Source organism: Endozoicomonas numazuensis (assembly GCF_000722635.1).
Classification (GTDB): Bacteria; Pseudomonadota; Gammaproteobacteria; order Pseudomonadales; family Endozoicomonadaceae; genus Endozoicomonas_A; species Endozoicomonas_A numazuensis.
Genome location: NZ_JOKH01000001.1, coordinates 375,711 through 398,869 on the forward strand (window position 1 = coordinate 375,711; position 23,159 = coordinate 398,869).

A 23,159-nucleotide genomic window follows, 5' to 3' on the forward strand; every position below is an offset into this window, starting at 1 on the left:
TTGTTTCTTCATGGTATAGAGATTAAGATTCTTACAACAAAGAAACAATTGGAGTTTTTGAAATTGATTGTTCGCGATTTGGAAACCATAGACTTCAGAACACTGTCTATTTTTGTCACAACTTGCCGGCTGATGAGCCTGACACGCTGCGCAGATGAGATGAGCCTCCCAAAGTCCACTGTGAGTAAGGCAATTTCAAAGCTTGAAGAACATCTCCAGACCAGATTACTGGAGCGCTCTACCCGAAGCATTCAAATGACTGAAGCCGGACAAGTTATTCTCGGAAGAGCTCATAAATCATAACTGTCTCAAGTTTCAATACACTTCCGAAACCATGCCCTGGACGCTTGTCAGTGAAGTAAAAACAGAAGCTATCGATGTTTCAGGCAACTTTATCTGCTCAAACATAGAAGCCGTTAAACAAGCTGTTGCAGCCGGTTTAGGCATTGGCCAGATTCCAGTCAACAATATGGTTTGCGAATTAAAGAAACATGAATTGATTCGGGTGTTGCCAGACTGGCACGGCGCCCCCATGCCTATTTATCTGGTCTACCGCCCTGGAGTGAACAAGCTAAAACGTGTAGAAGCTATCCTCGAATATTTGCTCAGCATTCAGGAACAATTCGAGTTCACTCCAGATCTTCATCTTTGTCAGCCTGCTGCTTTTGATAGAAGCGAAATGACATCGAATCAGGAAAGAAAGAAAAGATCACACTGGCCGACTCTCTGCTATCCGTCTTGATTCAAACCCAGCTCTTTTTGCTTTTTCTTGGTCAGCCCCAGCGAAACCAGACGATAAGACTCAGTAATGTAGTATTTCAGCTCTTCATCCTCATCACCAGGGACATCAAACTGCTGTATCCACTTCATCCCCCGTGATGCAAGATAAGGAGCCGGTTGATAGCCCGATTTTTCTGAAAGGAAATGATAGTTGGATTCGGATGTCTTGAAGGTAAAGGCTGGCTTTTCTGCTTTTCCCCAACCTCCTATTGCAAATACCTTGCCTCCCACTTTCCATACGTGAGAGTCACCCCATTGAACCACATGAGAAGTAACCTTGAAGCTGCCGCAAAAATCATTGAATTCTTCGTAAGTCATAAGGTATCTCGTAAGAGACGAAATAACCTTATCTATACCATATAACTGTTATGGATTGGCAGCTGAGTAGAGAGGACATCGACAGGTTATAGATGGTGCTTCAGAGGTGTTGCTGGAACTGCATTTTGGCCATTCGCTCTTGCATGAGCTATAAACCGGATCATCGCAGCACACCTTGAAGGTAGTTTTTTTCTCAAACTGTCATCGGTACTAACTGCACTGATACAGGGTTGATATTTGTCCCAATGATTCTTTCAAACTGACAGTCACACTGCTTTCCTGATCAAACCAGGCATGCCTGCCACTCAGCTTTCTCTCAGCATACCCCAGTACTGAACATGAGAGGTTGCTGTTCACAGACTGTAATCTGATAGCCAGCTGCAAGGTGTGACTGAACCATCTCAGTCTCATATTATTTACCCAGGGAGAACGCGAGGTCATATCCCCTCCCCTGGCAGTATCGATCACAGTACCATCAGGTAAACGGGGTGGCTGATCTGTTAGACCGGTTACCAGCTCTTTGGGAATATTCCTGGTTTCCAACTGCTCAAGCTGCTGTTCAAGCTGTGCAACTTGCGCTTCAAACTCATCCAACTGTTGAGACAGTTCACCGGAGAGCTGATTCTCTGAATTTAACAGGTCATAACTATTCAGGGTTTGAAGAGTCAACAAGTCTGAATTTTTCAAAGAACCGGCTATATTAACAACCCGTCGTAGAAGTGTTTCAGTTCCGACAGAAACAGCCCCTTCAGCAATCGTAGACCGATAACCTATAGCACTGCCTGCTGAAAAATTGGGTTGACCTTCTTTAGCCATTTTCAGTACAGAAGCAGTGGAATAATCCGGAGTTTCAGAACAGGTATATTCACAAAACTGATAATCTGGAAAGGGCGCACATGTTCCGGGAACAGGATCAATTCTTATGACAGGTTCACCCAAGGGTATAAAGCCAAAATCAGCCTTGGTAGGATCAAAGGGCGCAGAACAGTCATAAGCTTTGGCTGAACCATCACTCAAAGAGACTGAATCTTTGGTGATTGATTTGACCATAAAATCAAAATAGTTTTGCCCGCCATTGTTCGAAGCATTGGCTTCAAGATTCCAGCTCTGACCGAATCCATCGACAAGAGCTGTATCATGAAATCGGATACGAATGTTGTTTTCTTTGAGTTTAACGGTATCAGAACCAAAGTTCTCACCATTAACGCAATCAAGACCAACACACTTGCTGCCCTGAATGATAAGATCATCATTCTTGATAATATCAGCGGATATCCCAAGAGGTATCAATAAACCCAAATACGCAATCTTTTTTGGTAACATAAAATTCTCGAATGGTTATAGCTGTTATTCATTCCAAGTCAGGATAACGATCGTTAAACTTTACTGACCCAGAGCATCCAGCCTTTCAGCAATACTCTCGAGACGACTACCAAGATTATCCAGACGACTTTGTAAACTACTCAGCTCTCCATTCAATGCATCAATACCAGACTGGTTCTGGGCTTGCGCTGTCGCTTCAAACGCTTTGAACTGCTCTAAATTCACGGCATCTGTTTCGTTAATACCCTGGGCAACATGAGCTACTCGCTTTTCATTACCAACCGCCCCTACTGAAACAGCACTTTCAACCAGCTCAGCACCTGCACCTATAGCTACACCACCTTCAGGTGTAGAAGATAACTGCAATACTTTGTTCTGATTATCAGCATCTTCTATATAAAAAATACTGTCACTGGTTTGCACCTGTCCAGACATTCCCATTCGCCAGTCATTCGTAGGAAATGCTGCAGAGACACTGGTATCCTGAAACAGAATGGCAGGGTTTTCTGATTTCAATTTAAGCGTATCAAAATCAAAGATTTCTCCATCGACACAACTGGCACCAACACACTCTGATCCGTTAATAATATGATCATCAACAACGACAACATCAGCAGATACTTGTGATACCAGTACAGCAATAGCAAGGCAACTTCCTGCAAACAGTTGGTTTTTATTATTCAATGTATTCTTTCCTTGTATTAATAAACTGTTAGCTCGTATGAATGCACTTCAACCTAAGAGCTTGAAATGCATAGCTGTAAGTTATCAGAGAACGGTTTCAAAAAAAAAGATATTATCTATAAACAGTCGTATTACTTTAAACAATCCCTATATCAATTAAAGTTACTTCCTTATAACAATAAGGCAGGTTCTATAGAAACATAGCAGAGACCGTTCTCAAGACTTTCAATACTTAAGTTATTCATAAAAACCCTTAAGTTGAAAGACCTGAGAATAAAGAAGAGAAAATTAGAGCTAAAAAATAAAACCTGAAAATCAATAAACTTAAAGGCTCTAAACTAAGCTTCAGTCAGGTTACTCTCCTCCATCATTAACGAGTTGCTTATCAGAGAGTTTCTCATACAAGAATCCTAACAGCACTCCATATACACCATTAGCAACGAAGAAATAGATCAGCCCTACACTGTCAAGTACTTCAGATCCTGCAAACCCTTTACCCAGCAAAGGCAATACTAAAATGCTGTTAATCAACCAGGACAACAGAGCAAACACAGCCCCCTTTTTTATCCCGGAACCTGCCAGGTATTTCTCGACAGAATAGACATACAGTCCAGCCATTAAGAGACCGATGAGAGAGTGGAAAAACACATAGAACCCAAGCGACCCTGGCTGAGGTAATACTGTCGCGCTCCAGACTGCAGAAAACCCCAGGTCATGAAAGATTCCGCCAAAGTACATTTGCAAGAGCCCGAATAATCCTCCGGCCCCAACCTCTATGTCCATCAATGGCGCTGTCTTCAACAACACGGTGTTAACTCCGGTCGCGACTACTGTCGCGAAAAGCATTACCTTAAAACACTCTACCCCGTGCAACCTCACCAGCTTGCCGCGCTCTGCTATAGGCCTGATATCTATATTTTTTCCTTTAATCATCCACTCTTTCCACTACTCATGATCACTCACTCGGCCTCCGACAGTGCTTTGCTGCCTAATTTTTGTTCTATTGTGCCATCAGCTATAGATAAGTGTAAACGCCTATCCATAGCCGTATACCTTTCCCAAGATAGCCGTCACAAAGCATTGAATTGCCTGAGGCGGGGGTTACATTTCAGACCTCAGCCAGACTAAGCCTTTGGATCAAAAAGTTTTATGCAACCAGTCTTCTTATTTCATTCTTATGTGTTTAAGATGCGCAAGCGAAATAATTTATTCAGGTAGTTCTATGAAATCGCTCGCCAAAGCCCTCTTTATTCCTCTGGCCTTTTCCGCCACTGTTATGGCGTCTATGCCTGCATCTGCTCATCATCAACCAGGTCATTCCGATGAGCTGAATACCGAAATGAAAAAAATGGGCTTCAACTTCAAGCGTTCTGGCTCAGCTAAAACCATTGAAGATCTGCAAAACTACGTGACTGAATTCCGTACTCATGCAGAAAATGCCAAAAAAACCGGTTACGCTGACGCCCCTGAAGCATTCCAGAAAGGTATTGACCAACTGCTGACCGGTCTGGCTGGTGTACAGGCGGCACTGGATCAACAAGACCTGGACCTGGCCAAGCAGAGAATGAAAAAACTGAACGACATCAGGAAGAAATACCACAGTGAGTTCGACGTCTAAGCAATTTCGATGGCCACGTATCGTCCAGTTGATTCACTGGACGGTTGCCGCCCTCTTTCTCAGTAACCATTTTCTGGTTGAAGGCGGCGATCAGTACCATGAATATTTTGGCTGGAGCATTCTTGCTCTGGTAGGCCTTAGGTTGCTCTATGGATTAACTCTGGCACCCAAGCCTGCCCGCCTGAAGGACATTCGACCTTCTTTCTCGGGTATCAAGCAGCATCTTCATGAGCTGAAAACACGGCAACATGGAGAAGAGGGTCACAACCCTCTTGGAGCAATGGCTGTCTGGCTGATGTGGATCACCTTGGCTCTGGCAGCGTTTACCGGCTGGTTGCAGGATACCGACTTTGGCTTTGAACATGGTGTCTATGAGTGGCATGCCCAACTGGTTAATGGCCTCTATTATTTTGTCGGCCTGCACCTGCTGGCAGTATTCATTACCTCCTGGCTGACACGCCGCAATCTGATTAAAACCATGATCTAACGGCCGACATTAGCTTAAGCTGTAGAAAACTTTCTCAGTCATTGTCGCCCTGATTACATTTATCGGATCATGCAGTATCAACGGTTCAAAGGATGGAACCCTGATGCCCCAAACAGCCAGACGCTACGGCTTCTATTTTTTGGATGCCCTGTTGTTGCTAGCCATTATTCACTGGCTTCACAGCAGTGCCATTCATCTTCTTGATCAATCGTCAAACAACTCAACACTACAAGCCAGCGCTGACACGCCCGCTGAAAAACAGACTGTTGCTACCCATTTACTGGGTATCGATGTCTCTCATTATCAGGGCAACGTAGATTGGAAAGAGGTCTCCGAATCCTTCCATTTTGCTTTTGTGAAGGCCACAGAAGGCACCGATTATATTGACCCGGATTTCACCCAGAACATCAGCCGGGTGGATGACACCGACCTGGCTTATGGCGCTTATCACTTCTACTCACCCGATGAAGATGGCTTGAAACAGGCCAAGCATTTTGTTTCAACGATCCATAACCTGAATTTCTCTCTGCCCCCGGTTCTGGATGTAGAGGTGGCTCCTGACAGTGACAGTGATATTGCCAATTTCCAACAATCCGTAAAAAGCTGGCTGGTTTATGTTGAGAACACCATGGGCTGCCGCCCCATTATTTATTCCGACAAAAGCTTCTGGGATGAATACCTGAAAGAGACTTTCAGTCATTACACCGTCTGGATCAGTGACTACACAACCCATACAACAGACGTAGCCAATATCAATTGGGCCTTCTGGCAGTTTACTGATCAAGGAAAAGCCGAAGGTGTTTCCGGTTTTGTCGATCAAAGCCGATTCAAAGGCAGTGAGCAATCATTATATGCACTGGGAGACTGCCAGATATGACCAGCCCGACTCATACACTGACTGCCAACAAATGCTCTGTGTTGTTCAAATACTTTTTACTGCTGTTAATGCTGGTACTTTCTATTTTCACTTCCTGGCTGGCCAGTACTGGTCAGCTCACTTCCCTGGATGAACGGCTTCTGGGTAACCTTTTTCATTCAAACGATGCTTTTATTGACAGTGCTGAAGATCGCGCTGAATCCATGACGCTCACCCTGTCTGAACTCCATGCCGGGCTTCTGGTTTTACAGAGCAGTGAATTTGGCATCAGCTTTATTGTTGACGCCAACATCCAGCTGGGCAATATCGTTGCCCAGGCAACCGATCTGGTGGCTTACGGCAGAAACTTTGCCCTGTTCAATCTGGTGGCGCTTCATGTGATCGACAATACCCTGAAGCTGGTTCAGTGGCTAACCCCCTGGCTGATTCTTGTTGCCGAAGCAGGCCTTCTGTCAATTCTGATTGCCGATACCTGGCTTTCAGCCAAAAACCGCTGGCATATGTCACTGATTCGCTTTGGTGAAGGTGCCGTGATTACCGTGTTGCTGCTGGTAATTATTTTTCCCTTCTCAATCAACCTGGTCAGGCAATCCAGTGAAGCTGTCACCGAATCCCTTTATCATGAAAGCTATCAGGCTCTTCTGAATACCCAAGAACACATTCTGAGCAGTTCGAACGCTGCATCGATCAAAGATGATGCCAGTGAAACGTTAGCACTGTTCAAAAATGCCCGGGTTAAACTCTCCGAAAAGTCCAGTTACCTGGCCAGCAATCTGACGCGCTACGTGGCAGTGACCATGATGGAAGTCTTTCTTCTACCCATGCTGTTCACCCTGTTTCTGCTCTGGCTGACCCGTTCTATTATCAGAAGGCATACACACTGGAATCATTGAGGCTATAAAGTGATCTATCTCCTCAGATGAAAACGTAAGCGATTTCACTTGTACTACCACGGTCAATCAGACTGCACACTTCTTGAAAGTCACCTTGTCCGGAGGTATCACTGAACGCCTTGCTCTTAACAATTAAGTGCTCCAATCACTAAAAAAATCATCCTGAACTGTTCAAAAACTGCAGAACAGCCTGATTAAATGCCTCTGCTCTAACCTGCGGATGAAAATGTCCACCTTTGGAAAACAGTTTGATTCGGGCATCAGGAATGTACTCAACCAGTTCTTCCTGCATAGAAATGGGAGTAACCATATCGTCGTCAGCCCCCATAACCAGAGTTTGCGACTGAATAGACGACAATGACTCAAAAATCTCAAACTCAGACAACACTTTCATTCTGGCCAGAGTTGCTGCCTGATCCGGCATGAGCCTGGAGACATCCTGCTCAGTAATATCCAGTAACTCAGGATGCTGGCGCAACCACCAGGCAGGATAAAGAAAAAGGGGATTTGTTTTCAGATAAGCAAACGCTCCAAACGCCTGCAAATAAGCCGAGCGTAGTTCATAGAGCCGAAGAAACCTGAGATCAGGTCTTGACCAGGTTGAACTCAGAACCAACCGTTTAACACGATCGGGATTGGCAAGAGCCAGAGTTTGAGCAATGGCCCCACCTAATGAATGGCCCAAAATATCAGCAACCTCAATGTCCAATGAGTCCATCAAGCCCAGTAAATCCATCGTCATTCGCTTTATGGAAGCCCCTCCCCGCCCCATAAGGCTTTGTCCTGCCCCCCGCTGATCATAAACAATCACTTGCTGAGTACCGGAAAAAGTCTGGCTTTGAGCCCTCCAAAAAGAAGCATTGCCATTGAGTCCGCTCACCATAATCAGCGGCCTCCCTTTCCCGGATAGCTCATAATAAAGTGGGGGCTCATTATTGATAGAGGCAAAAGGCATCGTTGCTCCCTCAGTCTCCAAAGACCGTTTCCCGCTCAACCGCCTTTACGCTTGCAGGCCGAGGGAAATGATCAGGCGCTGAATCTCCCGGCTGTTTGCTACGACCAATACGTGCAAAAAACTCGGCCAACCCTTTCGGCATAAAGACCCAGAAAAACTTTAACGGCCCTTCACCCGTGTTAGTGAACTTATGTCGACTATGAGGAACCAAATAAACAGTTGTGCCATTGCACATGGGGTACTCTTTTCCCTCCAACAAGGCAACGCCCTCTCCTTCGAAGACCAGAATGAGCTCCTCTTGATCATTGTGCTGGTGCTCTCTGACAAACCCTCCGGGAGCAACGACCTGAATTCCGGTTTCGAATCGACTGGAAGCAACGGCACTGTGCTCAGAAACCCTGAGTTCTACATAGCCATTAGCGGGTTCCGGTTGCCAGAAAGCTATTGCCTCGCCCGCTGAAAAAACACGGGACTGCGTACTCTCACTCATACAACCAACTCCAGAAGACGTTCTACACAGAGCCACAGTATAGGCAGTGCCCTGGTTTTACCGTTATAAACCTGTCAGCTTCATGAATTACGAATGATCACTTCGCTCCCCCCCCACTGAAGTAGATAGCGGTTCGACTAAACGCAAATGATTTCATGTTATAGCATTGCTTTTTACCAGTGCTTTGGAGAATAATTCGGGCAAGTCAAACATACGTGCAATTACACGACTGAATGCTAACTATAAGCCTAATAAAAACTGCCCGAAAAAACAGACAGAACCCTCTCTGGTTCTGCCTGCAGGCTGTCGTTTATTTATGGGTTATCCAGTATTCTGTCAGCCACACTCACGACGTCCACAAAGATTTCAGCGCCAAAGCTTCCAGCTTCTTTTCTGAGCTGTCTCTGAATGATCATGCCGAACACTGGCACTCTGACCAACATCATTCAGCAGCCTGTCAGCTGACATCACAGGCACCACCTTCACTGAATTTTTTTGCTTCTGAGCATGCATTCTGTTCACCCTACAATGGGGTTCAGCACATCAGGAGCTCCACTTCAGAAACACCGACCAAAAGACTGACTCGCGCCCCACCTGCCTTCGTCTGATGTTTTCCATTAAAACAAGAAAATCTTTTACATAATCAGACGAGTGAAATTATGAGTCCTTTTACCAAACTGGCCGTCGGTATTGCCTGGGGTGCCCTGTCCCTGACTGTTTCTGCCCAGGAAACCGCAGCACATGATACGCCACGCCATGTGGACGCCCATGTGCACGGTCATGGCGAACTGAATTTTGCCGTCGAAGGCTCAGAAGTTCATCTGGAATTGAAGATGCCAGCCAATGATGTACTGGGCTTTGAGAGCATCACGAATGATAACCAGCGCCATCAGCTCCATGAAGCCCTGGAAAAGCTTGAAGCATCCAGCCTCTGGAGTATGTCACCGGCAGCCTCCTGCAAGCTGATCAGTGCCAAGGCCACATCAGGCTCAGAAGATCACGATCACGGCCATGAAAAAAATCATCATAACGATCACGATGAACATGGCCATGAAGGACATAAGGATGAAGGCGGGCATATGGATATTTCCGCTACTTATGTCTTTGAATGTGGAAAGACCAGTGAGCTGGATACCATCAGCACCTCAATCTTTGAGGTATTTGAGCGCAGTCAATCTCTGAGCGTACAAGGCTTTACCCAGAAAGGTCAGGCAGCCGCCGAAATGACCAAGAGTAAGCCAGAGGTTCGCTTCTAAGATGACTGATTCCCGCTCTCATATTATTGAGCTCAGTGCCATTGAGTTCAGCTGGAAAGCAGGATTACCTGTTCTGGATATTCCTGAACTGACTGTTTCCAGAGGCGAAAAGGTCTTTGTTCGGGGGCCATCAGGCTCAGGCAAAACCACTCTATTGGGACTGCTTGGCGGCGTGATTACACCGCAGCGGGGACAGGTCAAGGTACTGGGAAGCGACATTAGTCGCTTTTCCCCGGTGCAGCGCGACCGCTTCCGCGCTGACCATATTGGTTTTATTTTTCAGATGTTTAATCTGATTCCTTATCTTTCAGTAATAGAGAATGTCACCCTGCCCTTGAGTTTTGCCAAGGAACGTAAAAGCAACCTTGCTGGCAGCGCCCGCAGCGAGCAGGATGAAGCCAGACGATTGTTAAAACATCTGGAGCTGGACGATTCCTTACTGCACCGACCTGTCACAGAACTGAGTATTGGTCAGCAGCAGCGGGTGGCCGCTGCCAGAGCATTAATCGGCAAGCCTGACCTTATCATTGCCGATGAACCCACTTCAGCTCTGGACACCGATACCCGGGAAGCGTTCATTAATCTGTTGTTTGCAGAATGTCAGGCAGCGGGTAATACCCTGTTGTTTGTCAGCCATGACCAGGGACTTGAAACACTGTTTGATCGCAGTATTGCACTGAATGAGATCAATCGGGCCAGTCAGTGTAGAACCACGGCTACTCCTGTCAGCAAAGCAATGGAGGTGGCCTGATGTCAATCTTAAGCCTGGCCCTGAAGAGTCTCAAGAATCGTAAAACCACCGCTCTGCTGACGATATTCTCTATTGCTGTCAGCGTTGCTCTGCTGCTGGGGGTTGAGCGTATACGGGTTGAGGCTAAAAACAGCTTTACCAATACAGTGTCCGGTACAGACCTGATCGTTGGAGCCAGAAGCAGCTCTTTAAACCTGCTCCTGTACTCTGTTTTCCATATTGGTAATGCCACTAACAATGTTACCTGGAAGACTTATCAGGACCTGACGTCAGATCCTGCTGTTGCCTGGTCAGTACCTATTGCTCTGGGTGATTCTCATCATGGCTATCGAGTTGTTGGCACTACCCATGGCATGTTCAGTCATTTCAGATACGGTGATAACGAATCACTGAATCTCACTGAAGGCAAACCCCTCAATGCCTTGTACGACGCCGTACTTGGATCTGAAGTAGCTGCCAGCCTGGGTTACGAAATCGGTGAGAAAATCGCTCTGAGTCATGGTGTAGAAAGGAAAAGTCTGCAATCTCACGATGATAAGCCATTCACAGTAACAGGGATTCTCAAACCTACCGGGACCCCTATGGACAGGGTCATCATGATTTCCCTGCAGGGTATTGAAGCTCTGCACATTGACTGGGCTAATGGTGCTCCGCCTATTTCTGCTTTCTCGGTTTCAGCCGAACAAGCTGAAGCTATGAACCTGAGCCCCACCAGTGTCACTGCCTATTTTGTGGGTTTGAAATCACGAATTGCTGCTTTTCGTTACCAGCGCAAGGTCAATGAGTACCGTCAGGAAGCCATGACCGCCATTCTCCCCGGTGTTGCACTGCAGGAACTCTGGCAACTGGTAGGCACTGCCGAGAAGGCATTACTGGTTGTTTCAGTCATGGTTGTACTGGCTGGTTTGATGGGAATGCTTACCACTATTCTCACCTCTCTGAACGAAAGACGACGTGAAATGGCAATTCTCCGCTCCGCCGGAGCGAGGCCTGTGCATATTTTCACACTTATGATCACTGAATCCGTCGTCTATGCAATAGCCGGAACCCTGCTGGGCTTCCTCATACTTTATGGATTGCTGTTTGCTGTTCAGCCCGTAGTGCAACAAATGCTGGGGCTTCATCTGGCCATCAGTGCTCCGGGCACTTTTGAAGCGTCTCTGGCTGGAATGATCATTGTTTGCGCCATTGTTCTGGGCATGATTCCAGCCTGGCGCGCTTATAAGAACTCACTCGCCGATGGTCTGACCATAAGAGTCTAAGAAGGAAATACTTATGAAAATAGGAAAATCGCTGATATTGACGACACTACTGGCCTTGTTGCCAGCGGTAAGCGTCCAGGCCAAACCCGTTGAAAAGCCGGCGGCCAAAGCAGAAGCCAAAGAAATCACCTGGGACGAGCTGATGCCAGCTCCAGATCAGAAAGTCATTGATCGCTACCAGGCAGGCAAAATGGAACGAGCTGACGTAATCACCTATCTGGACAAACTGGGCCAAACCCCAGTTGAAAAACTGGATAAGATCACCGTAAAAATTCCCGGATACCTGGTTCCTCTGAACCTGAATAAAGACCAGAAGGCAACCGAATTACTGCTGGTTCCGACTATGGGTGCTTGTGTACACGTACCGCCACCGCCGCCTAACCAGACGATTTATGTGAAATTCAAAAAAGGTGAGGAAGGCATAAAAGTAGAAGAAGCAGGTTACACCCCTTATTGGCTGGTCGGCACGTTGCATGTTGAGACCAATCAGTCAGAGTACACAGAAACCCTGTACGCCATGACCGTTGATTCTTTGGAAGTTTACAAATAAGACGGATAGCTTTGGTTAAGAGCCCGGATTTCAAGGGCTCTTAACCAGAATTCACTTCTCAAAGGAAAAAACCCATTTCAAATAACCCAAAAAGTGCATGGCAGAAAGCACCAAAAGAATTGAAGCCAGTAAACAGACCAAACCGGATATGCCAAAATAGTCAGATCCAAAAAGCCAATAAAGACCAAACAGGGGCACTGGATAACCCACCATAATCAAAAGCAACAGGACTTGTTTTTTATCATCTCCATAGGGGTTATCAAAAGCTACAGGAGACATCATTAAAATTATTGGCCATCCCAAAAGCAAAATTGTGACCAATATATCTGCGAGTATTCCCATCATTGTATTTATTATCCGCTGATATGTACTCCGATCTTATTTCAACCATCACGGCCTGTATAGCGAATTCAGAAATCACCAGGTACTGCTATTTCCTGGTGTTTTGTCAGCTTACTTGTAAACCCGACGAACAGTCACATTCGCAACAGACTCTCTCCAGTCGTATGCAGAACGAGCAAGGTCAGCTTCGCCATGAATACCGGCACTGATGTGAACAAAACCTTCGCCAGATTCACCCGCTGAGACACCACTGCCTCCACAGACAGGTCCTGGAATATTGGCACACAGCTCATCGTTGGGCTCTGAGCCTGCATCATAGGCCGAAGCACGGTAAGTCTTTGAGCCATATTTCGGCAACTTCACGCCAGACAGAGACACAAAAGTATCGTTGGTAGGAATCAGCATGGCAGCAAAACTGAGACGCTTAACCCCATGGCCCGCCTGAATTTCGAAGGTCGTAGACTGCCCCGGATTCAATAAGCCCGCTGTAGAAGCGGTGCTGCTGACACTTCTATAAGAAGAATCCAGCAATGCTTTCAGTGGGTTAATATCTCCCCCTTCAGCCAGTTGCGATAATTCATCGGACGCGGGCTGCCCCAGCTGGAACAGACGAAAACTGTTTCTGTGAGTCGCTGCAAGCACCGGAGTAAACGACTGACCTCTGGTAATATTAGTCACTGTCACTTCATAAGTTGCTGCAGCATGAGGGTAGTAACCTTTAAAGTGATCCTCTTCCGCCAGAACCGGCTGAGAACTCAGAAGCACACCTGCAGTAACAGCCAGAATTGTTTTTTTCATGATGTTTTATTCTCGTCTTCCCTAAAGTTTTTGGTGAAAGCAATGGCCTTCATCTATAAATACGAGAAGAACACCAAAAAAGTTTCGCTGTCATAAAAACTTAACAGAGTGTCAGTTTGCAGACTGTAAAGCTGATTACAGTAGAGGACTTAATAATTGAAAAAGACTTTCCATGAATCGCTTAGTCACAGATCTTCGACTCCACTCAGATAAACGAACGCGTTCTGAGCTTTGCATGTATTGATCCAGCAACGTTGCCATGATCTGACCAAATGCTCTGTCATAGATAATCATGGTCACTTCATAATTAAGCCAGACACTACGCATATCCAGATTTACCGTACCAAAAAGAATGGTTGAACGATCCACCAGCACGCACTTGGTATGTAATAGTCCACCTTTGAATTGCAGTATTTTAACACCGGCATTCAACAGGTCTTCATAGTAGGAACGACTGGCATAGTGCACCATTCTGGAGTCATTCCTGTGTGGCACCAATAGCTGAACATCGACGCCTCTCATGGCAGCCGACTTTAAAGCGGTCAGCAATGCGTCATCGGGAACAAAATAGGGCGTAGAGATCAACAGCTCGTCGTTACTTTCATAGATAGCTGTGAGCAGAACCTGATGAAGCCTTTCCCTGTCTACCCCCGGACCGGATGGCAACACGTGAACATCCGCTCCGATATAACAGCTCAGATAAGAAGGAGTGAATTCGTAGGTGGCATTAAACGACGAATGCTTTTCACCCGTTTCAAGAGCTTTATCCCAATGAGCAATCACTGCCATGACATGAGCAGGTATTCCCTCAACCCTGACCATGGCATCCACCCATTGTCCGACATTTGCTCCCTGACGAAAGTGAACGGGATCAACCAGGTTAAAACTGCCACTCCAGGCAATCTCATCATCAATCACCAGAATCTTGCGATGGTTGCGAATATCTACCCGCTCAAATAACATCCTTATCAGACCCACCGGCATAGACTCTGTGACACTGATGCCTTCCAGACGAAATCGTCTTGCCCACTCGCCCCGAAGAAATTGACGACTGCCCACTGCATCGAGTATCACCATACAATCGACACCACGTCGGGCGGCTCGAATCAGGGCTTCTGTCAGGACCTTTATTCGCCCTTGAGGCTCACAGATATAGAACTCAAGTACAATACTGTGTTTGGCTCTCTCTATATCCTGTAGCAGTCCATGGAGAATCGTATCGGTTTCATGAAACAATTGAAGCTTGCTGCAGGGCAGAACTGGAATACCCAGAGTCTGCTCAGCCAGTTTATAGATACCGGTGTGAGGGGTGTTGGAGGGACACTCAACCTGCCTCTGGGTGATCACTCTGGATAGATGACTCGACCACTCTTCGTAATCAGGGTATAGATGCTCCAAACGCTTGAGCCTTCTGGACCCCAACCGCCTGGAACCAAAAAGAAGATAAAAGAAGAAACCAGCTACCGGTAGAATAAACAGCAATAAAATCCAGGCCAGAGTCACCCCTACCGGCCTGCGCTGCATAATGACGTGTATTCCAAAGGCGATGATCAGGGCAAGATAGACCCCCCCGAACAATGCACTGAGCCAACTGCTGTCCATTCAAACACTTGAGTGACGTTATTCTTGATTAAATCAGCCATGGGGCAGTAAGACTGACCACCCATGGCTACGGATAATGAATAATAACGCTAAACAGGGGAAAGCGCAGAAAAACGATTAAAACAACAGGTAAGAGTACTCATCCCACATGAGCTTGCCGGTCATAACCAGAGAAATAACGACAATCATGGGACGAATGATCTGTTGCCCACGCTTTACGACCATTCTGGAACCGAGCCGGGCACCTAAAAACTGACCAATCAGCATGATCCCACCTACAGCCCATACGACCTGCCCACCCAGTATGAAGAACAACAGAGAAGCTACATTGCTGGTACAGTTCAGAACTTTGGTGTGCGCCGTTGCCTTAGTCAGGGAGTAACCGAGGAGGCTGACAAAAGCAATGGCGAAGAAGGACCCTGTGCCAGGGCCAAAGAAACCATCATAAAAGCCCACGCCCAAAGCGGCTGTGCCAGCAAAAGCCGCCAGACTCATTCGGGCAGTCGTAGCCTTCTCATTTCGGGCACTGGGAGAAAGAATAAAATAAGCGGCAATACCCAATAACAGAAAAGGAATGATTTGCTTCAATACCGAAGCATCCATCATTTGAACCAGAACAGTACCGACGGCACTCCCAAAAAAGGTCATTATGATGGCAAAGCGCATTTCCTTGAGATTTACCAGGCCCCTGCGGACAAAATAAACACTGGCAGAGAAAGTACCCCCTGTCCCCTGTAGCTTATTGGTCGCCAAAGCCTGTGCCGGCGAAAGCCCCACCGCCAAAAGGGCAGGCACTGTTATTAAGCCACCGCCTCCGGCAATAGAGTCGACAAAGCCAGCCAAAGCCGCCACAAAAAACAGCAAAATAGCCCAATCAAGGGTGAGCACAAAATCCAAAACAAACCTCAGATAACTGGAGTTTCAGGTCAGTAGACTATGGGTTACCCCAACTCATCTATCCATATATGCGCAGGTTTGAAGACAAATAAGTAACCCTGATCCACTTTCTCCAATGAAATAATCAGCAGCAATAAGCCCTCATAAAATCATTGTCACGTTAAACCCTCAAAGTCACAACAATCACTTTTAGAAAGTGATCACTATGAATCTCTTTGATAACTGAACGGTATTTTTTGGGTTCGCCTCTGCACAACGAGGGAATTATCTTAATGTTTCGGGTCGTTGACCATCCGCAATTTCAACAGACGAAACTTTAGATTAAATTATCTCTTCGGTGGATATCAGTGGACCTGGATAAATCAAACCTTCTTGATCAAAACAAGTCAGGCATCATCCGGAAAAAGAAAGGATTGTTATTTTCAATAGTATTGAAATAAAAAAAAGCCCAACTGAAATCAGTCGGGCTTTTTAATAATGGCTGGGGTGGAGGGATTCGAACCCCCGCATGTCAGGATCAAAACCTGATGCCTTACCGCTTGGCGACACCCCAAACTCTTTTTTACGATATATGATGGTAGCTAGGGGCAGATTCGAACTGCCGACCCCAGCATTATGAGTGCTGTGCTCTAACCAACTGAGCTACCTAGCCATCAATTTGGTTCGTCATTCTGTTGATTTATCCAGTCATTGTCAACCGGTTTAAATCATTAAGAAGTGACAGAAAATGGCTGGGGTGGAGGGATTCGAACCCCCGCATGTCAGGATCAAAACCTGATGCCTTACCGCTTGGCGACACCCCAGCTGCTGTCTCTTTGAGACGTTTTCGACATTACCATGTTACTGCATTGTGTCAATTGGCTGATTGACATTAAACATGGTAGCTAGGGGCAGATTCGAACTGCCGACCCCAGCATTATGAGTGCTGTGCTCTAACCAACTGAGCTACCTAGCCGCCGAAAGATGGTGCGCATTTTCAGGATTTAACGCTGCTCTGTCAACTGTTTAGGCGGCTTTTTTAGGAACTTTCAGAAAACCCCTGGCCCTGTTTCGTATTTCTGCAGAGACAGACATCAAACTACGGATTAAAAGTCTTTTCGCTTTCACACCGCTGGTTGTTACTTCATTCATCAACCCCTGATAGATAAGACCAATGTCTACAATGATTCAATGACCTTCTCCAGAACTTAATGGCCCGGCATTAATCCAATGTCCAGATTCAAGAATTTCACGGAGAAAAAAATGACGTTTGAACATCACCCCTTAAAAAAGAGCGCCTCTTTATTGCCGCTCATGCTTCTATCAGCATCGAGCGCTTCTGCAGATCAGCATGAATGGGTTAGTAGTAGGTGATCAGGGTGAGCGAACGCTGGCAACAACGTAGCATCTTGAAAGGCGATGGGTATATAGCCTGAAGGCCCCCTACCCTCACAGCTCTTCTGAGGTTGCTGCAGTCATTGATCCACCACCGCCCTATGACGCTGGTACAGCAATCGCTGAAGCACCATCAGCGGCGTATGACACTGTAGAGCCCATTGTCCGCTTGTTAACCGGACAGATAACCGACAGTGATACAAGTATTAATCTGAAAGAAACTCAGATCAGCACTGAAAAGTTCACATTTGAATGGACTTATGGCAGACAGGGACGCGCTCTTAAAGGTTACGCGGCAGCAAAACGCAGCATCCGAGAATCTGCAGAAGAATTAATCAGTACCAAGGGAGAACAACTCAGAGTGGCAGAAGAGTTTAAAGTTATGCAACTGCTTAACAGATATCAACAGGCTGAAGTCGCAGCCCGGTAAATGAAGTGGCTGCCTGATGGATTCAGGCAGCCTTCTGGAATCAGACGTTGAAACGGAAGTGCATAACATCGCCATCTTTAACGATGTATTCTTTACCTTCCACTCTCAGACGACCCGCTTCCTTGGCACCCTGCTCACCGTTGTACTGAACAAACTCGTCGTAAGCGGTTACTTCTGCACGAATAAAGCCACGTTCAAAGTCAGTGTGAATCACGCCTGCAGCCTGAGGAGCCGTTGCACCGATTTTCACGGTCCAGGCACGAACCTCTTTGACGCCAGCAGTGAAGTAAGTCTGCAGCCCCAGAAGTTCATAACCACCACGAATAACACGATCCAGGCCCGGCTCTTCCATACCCAGGTCTGCCAGAAACTCATCGCGCTCTTCATCTTCCAGCTCAGCGATTTCAGCTTCCAGCTTATTGCAGACAGTAACGACGATAGAGCCTTCACTTTCGGCAATGCCACGGACAACGTCCAGATAGGGGTTATCTTCAAAACCATCTTCATCGACATTAGCGATGTACATAGTCGGCTTGGTCGTCAACAGATGAAGTGTTTTAGCCAGCTTCTGCTCTTCATCATTCAGTTCCAGAGAACGAACCGGATGACCTTCTTCCAGATGAGGAACAATTTTCTCCAACAACGCTTTTTGAGCTTTGGCTTCCTTATCACCACTTTTAGCCACCCGGGCAACACGCTGTAACTGTTTTTCACAGCTTTCCAGATCAGCCAATGCCAGCTCAATATTGATAATGCCGATATCTGCTTCAGGATCAATCTTGTTAGCGACATGGATCACATTGTCGTTTTCAAAGCAACGCACCACGTGGGCGATGGCATCCGTTTCACGAATATTGGCCAGGAACTTGTTACCCAGCCCTTCACCCTTGGAAGCACCTTCTACCAGACCTGCAATATCGACAAATTCCATAGTAGTGGGCAATACACGCTCAGGCTTGACGATATCAGCCAGCTTGTTCAGACGGGGATCAGGCATCGCCACCACACCCGAATTTGGTTCGATAGTACAGAAAGGGAAGTTTTCTGCATCAATCCCTGCCTTGGTCAAAGCATTGAACAGTGTTGACTTACCGACGTTGGGCAAACCAACGATGCCACATTTAAAGCCCATAAAAAGTTACCAGGGGAAATTCAAGAAAATTTGGGGGGGATTATAAAGCCCGACCTGTGTTGACACCAGCATTATGCCCGACTGCTCTCCCCGGGTTTATACCGACCCTAACCACAACATCAGGATAACAGACCACATGTTGCCTCCTAGACAATCAGACACATAAGTTTGAGAAAAAGATTTTGCCAGAACGGAAAAGATGAAAAAATAACCAGCGTATGAATCCAAATAACGATTTCAGCAGTATAAGTATGCAATAGTGGGCCTGAATCTCTTTCACCCACTTATATCAGTCAAATAAAAAAAAGAAAAACCATGGGCCAAGGACTTAGCCACACGACCAACACAACTCTGGTGTTAGTTTGCAAAAAACCCGCCTTACATCAAGGCAAACAGCGCCTTGCTGCCGACATAGGCGCCGAGCAAGCATTAGCTGTGGCTCAATTACTGCTGTCTTGTGCTCTGGAAGACCTTTCAGATTGGCCAGGCAAGATTGCCATCGCGCCCGCCCACCCAGAAGACGATCAATGGGCGAGTCAGCTTCTGAAACACAGAAACTGCCTGGTAGTCCCCCAGGGCTCAGGCAACCTCGGTGAGCGTCTGAACCACATCGACAATGAACTGAGACTTCGGGGAAAAGAAAACCTCATCTATATAGGCAGTGACTCCCCCACCCTCAGTTTCAAACAGCTCTCAGACACAGCACAAAAACTCCAGACATACGACACAGTATTTAGCAAGGCCCGTGATGGCGGCGTCACCGTCATGGCTAACCGAACTCCCTGGCCTGACCTTTCAAAACTGCCATGGAGCACTGATTCTCTGGGAGCGTCACTGACTGACCTCTGTCGTCAATCCCATTTATCCGTTGGATATGCCCCTTCTGGTCAGGATGTTGATCACCTGAAAGATTTGCTTGGGGCGCTTCCAGAACTGAACAGTGACGACAGACCTGCCCGTATAGCACTGACAAAACATATTAAAACTGTTTTCAAACAAGGAATAACCTCTCATGCATGAAGCGGTACAGGATTACTACGGCAAGACTCTTCAGGGCAGCGATGATCTCCAGACCAATGCCTGCTGCACAGATACAGCCATGCCACGCTACCTGAAAAGTACCCTCTCCAACATTCATGATGAGGTTCTGAGCCATTACTACGGCTGCGGGCTGGTCTACCCCGAACAACTGCAAGGCGCCAGAATACTCGACCTTGGTTCGGGGTCGGGTCGAGACTGCTATGCCCTGGCACAAATGGTAGGAGAAGAAGGTTATGTTGTAGGCGTCGATATGACGGACGAACAGCTCGCCATAGCCAACCGACATGTAGAATATCACCGGGAAAAGTTCGGCTATTCAAACGCCAATACCGAATTCCATAAAGGCTATATCGAAAAGCTGGATCAACTGGATCTTGAAGAAAACAGCTTTGACATGATCATTTCTAACTGCGTGATCAACCTTTCTCCGGACAAAGAAGCGGTATTGAGAGAAGCCTGGCGCCTGCTGAAACCAGGTGGCGAATTTTATTTCTCTGACGTCTATTCCGATCGCCGTATTCCCGCCGAACTGGTCGATGACCCTGTACTGTACGGGGAATGTCTGAGTGGAGCCCTTTACTGGAATGATTTTTTAAATCTGGCTAAAAAAGCCGGTTTCACCGACCCCAGACTGGTAGAAGACAAACCCATCACTATCAACAACAGTGAGATAGAAGCCAAAGTCGGCGACATTCAGTTTTTCTCTGCCACTTATCGACTGTTTAAACTGCCAGAGCTGGAAAGTCATTGCGAAGATTATGGGCAGGCTGTCATCTATAAAGGCACGATTGATCACCATCCCAGCACATTCAATCTGGATGGGCACCATCCCATCACCAAAGGCAAGGTTTTCCCGGTTTGCGGTAACACCTGGAGAATGCTGCACGATACGAGATTCCGGGAACATTTTGAGTTTATTGGGGATTTCAGCACCCATTACGGCATTTTTGATGGCTGCGGAACCGCACTCCCCTTCTCTTCTTCCACCGATAAAAACACAGGAAGTGATGGATCATGCTGCTGACAGGAGCGCCTGAGAGTAACAAAAGCCAGGACTGGCACTTAACGCCAGATGGCAGCCCCAGAGGCTACATCAAGCCCCACCAACTAAAAGAGCTCTGGTTTCACACTGGAACCCGCTGCAATCTTTCCTGCAGCTTTTGCCTGGAAGGTTCGAGTCCGGCCAGCAAAAGGCTGGACGCCCCCAGTCTTAACGAAATAAAACCCTACATTGATGAAGCCCTTGAACTCGATGTAGAACAGTTCTCGTTTACAGGTGGCGAACCTTTTGTCATTAAAGACATTATCCGGATTCTGGATTACGCCTCCCAACATCGTCCCTGCCTGGTTTTGACCAATGGCACAACGCCCATGATCAAAAGGCTGGATGAGCTGGCTCAGTTGAGCAATAACCCATACCCCATTTCCCTGAGAGTCAGCCTGGATCATCCAAACGCTGAACAGCATGATGCAGGACGTGGTGAGGACAGTTTTGCTACCGCACTTTCCGGACTGAAACTACTGCATGAAAAGGGCTTTAACATCTCCGTTGCAAGACATATGGAGAAGGACGAAAACACGGCAATGATTGAACAGGCCTTCAGGGATCTGTTTGAACTGAATGGTTTGCCCGTCAATTTAAAACAGGTGGCCTTTCCCGACTTTCTGCCACCCGGTTCTTTACCGGATGTTCCCCATGTCAGCACAGATTGCATGACCCGCTACCAGACAGAAGAGAGTCGTCGTCAATTCATGTGTGCTTTTTCCAAAATGATGGTCAAACAGAATGGGGAAATGCAGGTTTATGCCTGCACACTGGTGGATGACGATACCGAGTACAACCTGGGCAGTAATTTACGAACGAGCCTGAATAAAAGCATCAGCATGAAACACCACCGCTGCTACAGCTGTTTTGCTTTTGGCTCTTCATGCAGCGAGCTGTAATCATCCGTTTGATAAAAGGAATTTTTGATGGATACCACCCGGATACTGTTTCTTTGCACGGGCAACTCCTGTCGCAGCCAGATGGCGGAAGGCTGGGCCAGACACATATTGCCTTCAGACTATGAAACCTTCTCAGCCGGTATTGAAGCCCATGGACTGAATCCTTCAGCGGTCAAGGTGATGCAGGAAGCCGGTATCGATATCAGCCGGCAGCAGTCACAAACTCTAAATGACCTGGATCAGAAACAGTTCGATTTTATTATTACCGTGTGTGATCACGCCCATAAAACCTGTCCAACACCCGAACAGGGGCAGATCATCCTCAAACGTTTTGATGACCCTCCCCGACTGGCTGAGTCGGTAAAAACAGAAGAAGAATCATTAGCAATCTATCGTCGTGTAAGGGACGAGATCAGAGTCTGGGTGAATCAGCTTCCCAGTCAGATCCAACAGATGTCTAATTAATCAGAAGAACAATTATAAGGAAATCCAATGCTGGCAGTGATTGGTGGAACAGGCATTTATAGCCTGGATGGACTTGAAGTATTAGATGAGCAGACGATTGAAACGCCCTTTGGCCCTCACTCAGGTCCAATAACGACAGGTCTCTTCAATCAACAGAAGCTGTTGTTTTTACCCCGACACGGGAGCGGCCATGAACTTCTGCCCCATGAAATCAATTACCGAGCCAATATCTGGGCGTTAAAAAGTCTGGGCGCTACCCGGATGATAGGCCTTTCTGCGGTAGGCAGCCTGCAAGAGGAAATTGCGCCAGGAGAGTTATCTCTGGTCAGTCAGTACTTCGATTTCGTAAAAGGACATCGAGAAAAAAGCTTTTTTGGTCAGGGTCTGGTCGCTCATGTTTCCACCGCTCTGCCAAGCTGTGATCATCAGGCAAAACAACTTATTAATGCCGCCAATTCTGCTGACATTAGCTTACATCAGGAGAAAACCTATGCCTGTGTCGATGGACCCAGGCTAGGCAGTCGGGCAGAAAGCCTGTTCCTGAAAAATGCTGCTCAGTGCGATGTTGTGGGCATGACCAATGTACCTGAAGCCTTTCTCGCCCGAGAAGCTCAGCTTTGTTATACAACCATCGCGATTGCTACTGACTACGACTGCTGGAAGGAAGATCCTTCAGCTCATGCCACCGTTGAGCAGATCATTGCCAGATACGACAGAAGCCTGGCATTGTCCAAAGCGCTTTTAGGGCAGTATCTGAAACAGCAGGAAGAGACACCTCACGACAACACTCAATGCAACTGCAGGAATGCCTTGAAATCAGCGGTACTCTCTTCTGAGAACAACCTGAGTCAAGAGCAGAAAGCATTGCTGGAAGTCCTTCAAAATTAACC

The 23,159-nt window shown here is 46.9% G+C and carries 28 protein-coding genes and 4 tRNA genes; 16 read left to right on the forward strand and 16 right to left on the reverse strand.

Features of this window, described 5'->3' with window-relative positions; translation table 11 throughout:
- Nucleotides 1-78 precede the first annotated feature (78 nt).
- The gene (locus GZ78_RS30860; protein WP_407919757.1) at nucleotides 79-303 is read left to right on the forward strand and encodes a LysR family transcriptional regulator; all 225 of its coding nucleotides are present in this window, start codon (nucleotides 79-81) and stop codon (nucleotides 301-303) included.
- Complete coding sequence (locus tag GZ78_RS28045) at nucleotides 293-742, forward strand: LysR substrate-binding domain-containing protein (RefSeq protein ID WP_269078747.1); 450 nt, start codon at nucleotides 293-295, stop codon at nucleotides 740-742. The genes GZ78_RS30860 and GZ78_RS28045 overlap by 11 nt, the downstream gene beginning before the upstream one ends.
- Here the strand turns inward: GZ78_RS28045 and GZ78_RS01575 are convergent.
- From GZ78_RS01575 to GZ78_RS01590, 4 genes are all read right to left on the reverse strand, one after another.
- Entirely contained in the window at nucleotides 730-1,098 is a 369-nt protein-coding gene (locus GZ78_RS01575; RefSeq protein WP_034832231.1) for an MmcQ/YjbR family DNA-binding protein, read from the reverse strand. The two genes, GZ78_RS28045 and GZ78_RS01575, sit on opposite strands and share 13 nt — an antisense overlap.
- 210 nt (nucleotides 1,099-1,308) lie before the next feature.
- Nucleotides 1,309-2,421, reverse strand: a complete 1,113-nt coding sequence (locus GZ78_RS01580) for a hypothetical protein (protein WP_034832233.1) — start codon at nucleotides 2,419-2,421, stop codon at nucleotides 1,309-1,311.
- Nucleotides 2,422-2,481: 60 nt separating this feature from the next.
- Nucleotides 2,482-3,105 (reverse strand): hypothetical protein, encoded by a 624-nt coding sequence (locus GZ78_RS01585; RefSeq protein WP_034832234.1) that lies wholly within the window; start codon nucleotides 3,103-3,105, stop codon nucleotides 2,482-2,484.
- 354 nt (nucleotides 3,106-3,459) lie between these two features.
- Nucleotides 3,460-4,038 (reverse strand): hypothetical protein, encoded by a 579-nt coding sequence (locus GZ78_RS01590; protein ID WP_034832236.1) that lies wholly within the window; start codon nucleotides 4,036-4,038, stop codon nucleotides 3,460-3,462.
- Nucleotides 4,039-4,327: 289 nt separating this feature from the next.
- Here GZ78_RS01590 and GZ78_RS01595 point away from each other — a divergent pair, with 289 nt between their 5' ends.
- The 4 genes from GZ78_RS01595 to GZ78_RS01610 all read left to right on the forward strand — a co-directional run bounded on the left by GZ78_RS01595 (nucleotide 4,328) and on the right by GZ78_RS01610 (nucleotide 6,980).
- Entirely contained in the window at nucleotides 4,328-4,723 is a 396-nt protein-coding gene (locus GZ78_RS01595; protein WP_034832237.1) for a cytochrome b562, read from the forward strand.
- A complete protein-coding gene (locus tag GZ78_RS01600; protein WP_034832239.1) occupies nucleotides 4,707-5,210 on the forward strand; it encodes a cytochrome b/b6 domain-containing protein in 504 nt (167 codons plus the stop codon). Before GZ78_RS01595 ends, GZ78_RS01600 begins: the two co-directional genes overlap by 17 nt.
- 103 nt (nucleotides 5,211-5,313) lie before the next feature.
- Nucleotides 5,314-6,087 (forward strand): glycoside hydrolase family 25 protein, encoded by a 774-nt coding sequence (locus tag GZ78_RS01605; RefSeq protein ID WP_051785716.1) that lies wholly within the window; start codon nucleotides 5,314-5,316, stop codon nucleotides 6,085-6,087.
- The gene (locus tag GZ78_RS01610; protein ID WP_034832240.1) at nucleotides 6,084-6,980 is read left to right on the forward strand and encodes a hypothetical protein; all 897 of its coding nucleotides are present in this window, start codon (nucleotides 6,084-6,086) and stop codon (nucleotides 6,978-6,980) included. The genes GZ78_RS01605 and GZ78_RS01610 overlap by 4 nt, the downstream gene beginning before the upstream one ends.
- A 157-nt stretch (nucleotides 6,981-7,137) precedes the next feature.
- Here GZ78_RS01610 and GZ78_RS01615 read toward each other — a convergent pair whose 3' ends face one another.
- From GZ78_RS01615 to GZ78_RS30565, 3 genes are all read right to left on the reverse strand, one after another.
- On the reverse strand, nucleotides 7,138-7,935 hold the full coding sequence (locus tag GZ78_RS01615) for an alpha/beta fold hydrolase (RefSeq protein ID WP_034832242.1): 798 nt from the start codon (nucleotides 7,933-7,935) through the stop codon (nucleotides 7,138-7,140).
- 10 nt (nucleotides 7,936-7,945) lie between these two features.
- Nucleotides 7,946-8,425, reverse strand: a complete 480-nt coding sequence (locus tag GZ78_RS01620; protein WP_051785717.1) for a cupin domain-containing protein — start codon at nucleotides 8,423-8,425, stop codon at nucleotides 7,946-7,948.
- Between the two features lie 314 nt (nucleotides 8,426-8,739).
- Complete coding sequence (locus GZ78_RS30565) at nucleotides 8,740-8,871, reverse strand: hypothetical protein (RefSeq protein WP_269078728.1); 132 nt, start codon at nucleotides 8,869-8,871, stop codon at nucleotides 8,740-8,742.
- A 213-nt stretch (nucleotides 8,872-9,084) separates the two neighbouring features.
- On the opposite strand from GZ78_RS30565, the gene GZ78_RS01630 reads away from it, so the two are divergent.
- The 4 genes from GZ78_RS01630 to GZ78_RS01645 are packed head-to-tail and all read left to right on the forward strand — an operon-like array spanning nucleotide 9,085 to nucleotide 12,244.
- Complete coding sequence (locus GZ78_RS01630) at nucleotides 9,085-9,681, forward strand: DUF2796 domain-containing protein (RefSeq protein WP_034832246.1); 597 nt, start codon at nucleotides 9,085-9,087, stop codon at nucleotides 9,679-9,681.
- Between the two features lies 1 nt (nucleotide 9,682).
- The gene (locus tag GZ78_RS01635) at nucleotides 9,683-10,432 is read left to right on the forward strand and encodes an ABC transporter ATP-binding protein (protein WP_034832249.1); all 750 of its coding nucleotides are present in this window, start codon (nucleotides 9,683-9,685) and stop codon (nucleotides 10,430-10,432) included.
- The gene (locus tag GZ78_RS01640) at nucleotides 10,432-11,694 is read left to right on the forward strand and encodes an ABC transporter permease (RefSeq protein WP_034832252.1); all 1,263 of its coding nucleotides are present in this window, start codon (nucleotides 10,432-10,434) and stop codon (nucleotides 11,692-11,694) included. Before GZ78_RS01635 ends, GZ78_RS01640 begins: the two co-directional genes overlap by 1 nt.
- A gap of 13 nt (nucleotides 11,695-11,707) precedes the next feature.
- Nucleotides 11,708-12,244, forward strand: coding sequence for a DUF3299 domain-containing protein (locus GZ78_RS01645; protein ID WP_051785718.1), 537 nt, complete (start codon nucleotides 11,708-11,710; stop codon nucleotides 12,242-12,244).
- A gap of 51 nt (nucleotides 12,245-12,295) precedes the next feature.
- Here GZ78_RS01645 and GZ78_RS01650 read toward each other — a convergent pair whose 3' ends face one another.
- From GZ78_RS01650 to GZ78_RS01685, 8 genes are all read right to left on the reverse strand, one after another.
- Nucleotides 12,296-12,589 (reverse strand): hypothetical protein, encoded by a 294-nt coding sequence (locus GZ78_RS01650; RefSeq protein WP_152558491.1) that lies wholly within the window; start codon nucleotides 12,587-12,589, stop codon nucleotides 12,296-12,298.
- A gap of 108 nt (nucleotides 12,590-12,697) precedes the next feature.
- The gene (locus GZ78_RS01655; RefSeq protein ID WP_034832255.1) at nucleotides 12,698-13,384 is read right to left on the reverse strand and encodes a spondin domain-containing protein; all 687 of its coding nucleotides are present in this window, start codon (nucleotides 13,382-13,384) and stop codon (nucleotides 12,698-12,700) included.
- Nucleotides 13,385-13,519: 135 nt separating this feature from the next.
- The gene (gene cls / locus GZ78_RS01660; protein WP_034832257.1) at nucleotides 13,520-14,986 is read right to left on the reverse strand and encodes a cardiolipin synthase; all 1,467 of its coding nucleotides are present in this window, start codon (nucleotides 14,984-14,986) and stop codon (nucleotides 13,520-13,522) included.
- A 117-nt stretch (nucleotides 14,987-15,103) separates the two neighbouring features.
- Entirely contained in the window at nucleotides 15,104-15,874 is a 771-nt protein-coding gene (locus GZ78_RS01665) for a TSUP family transporter (RefSeq protein ID WP_034833974.1), read from the reverse strand.
- A 487-nt stretch (nucleotides 15,875-16,361) separates the two neighbouring features.
- Nucleotides 16,362-16,436: transfer RNA gene (locus GZ78_RS01670), tRNA-Gln, on the reverse strand.
- A gap of 22 nt (nucleotides 16,437-16,458) precedes the next feature.
- Nucleotides 16,459-16,535, reverse strand: a tRNA-Met gene (locus tag GZ78_RS01675).
- Nucleotides 16,536-16,611: 76 nt separating this feature from the next.
- Nucleotides 16,612-16,686, reverse strand: a tRNA-Gln gene (locus tag GZ78_RS01680).
- 75 nt (nucleotides 16,687-16,761) lie between these two features.
- Nucleotides 16,762-16,838 (reverse strand) — tRNA-Met (locus GZ78_RS01685).
- Nucleotides 16,839-17,426: 588 nt separating this feature from the next.
- On the opposite strand from GZ78_RS01685, the gene GZ78_RS01690 reads away from it, so the two are divergent.
- The gene (locus tag GZ78_RS01690) at nucleotides 17,427-17,687 is read left to right on the forward strand and encodes a hypothetical protein (protein ID WP_034832258.1); all 261 of its coding nucleotides are present in this window, start codon (nucleotides 17,427-17,429) and stop codon (nucleotides 17,685-17,687) included.
- Nucleotides 17,688-17,727: 40 nt separating this feature from the next.
- Here GZ78_RS01690 and ychF read toward each other — a convergent pair whose 3' ends face one another.
- Nucleotides 17,728-18,819 (reverse strand): redox-regulated ATPase YchF, encoded by a 1,092-nt coding sequence (gene ychF, locus GZ78_RS01695; RefSeq protein WP_034832261.1) that lies wholly within the window; start codon nucleotides 18,817-18,819, stop codon nucleotides 17,728-17,730.
- A gap of 315 nt (nucleotides 18,820-19,134) precedes the next feature.
- On the opposite strand from ychF, the gene GZ78_RS01700 reads away from it, so the two are divergent.
- Genes GZ78_RS01700 through GZ78_RS01720 form a run of 5 tightly spaced genes read left to right on the forward strand, consistent with a single transcriptional unit; the run spans nucleotide 19,135 to nucleotide 23,157 of the window.
- On the forward strand, nucleotides 19,135-19,839 hold the full coding sequence (locus tag GZ78_RS01700; protein ID WP_051785719.1) for a TIGR04282 family arsenosugar biosynthesis glycosyltransferase: 705 nt from the start codon (nucleotides 19,135-19,137) through the stop codon (nucleotides 19,837-19,839).
- On the forward strand, nucleotides 19,832-20,884 hold the full coding sequence (locus tag GZ78_RS01705; protein WP_034832264.1) for a methyltransferase domain-containing protein: 1,053 nt from the start codon (nucleotides 19,832-19,834) through the stop codon (nucleotides 20,882-20,884). The genes GZ78_RS01700 and GZ78_RS01705 overlap by 8 nt, the downstream gene beginning before the upstream one ends.
- Nucleotides 20,875-21,804 (forward strand): radical SAM protein, encoded by a 930-nt coding sequence (locus GZ78_RS01710; protein WP_034832266.1) that lies wholly within the window; start codon nucleotides 20,875-20,877, stop codon nucleotides 21,802-21,804. The genes GZ78_RS01705 and GZ78_RS01710 overlap by 10 nt, the downstream gene beginning before the upstream one ends.
- A 27-nt stretch (nucleotides 21,805-21,831) precedes the next feature.
- Nucleotides 21,832-22,269 carry an arsenate reductase ArsC gene (locus GZ78_RS01715; RefSeq protein WP_034832269.1) on the forward strand — a complete coding sequence of 146 codons (438 nt, stop codon included), beginning with the start codon at nucleotides 21,832-21,834 and terminating at the stop codon, nucleotides 22,267-22,269.
- Between the two features lie 27 nt (nucleotides 22,270-22,296).
- Nucleotides 22,297-23,157: an MTAP family purine nucleoside phosphorylase gene (locus GZ78_RS01720; protein ID WP_034832272.1), complete on the forward strand. Its 861-nt coding sequence runs from the start codon at nucleotides 22,297-22,299 to the stop codon at nucleotides 23,155-23,157.
- Nucleotides 23,158-23,159: the final 2 nt, after the last annotated feature.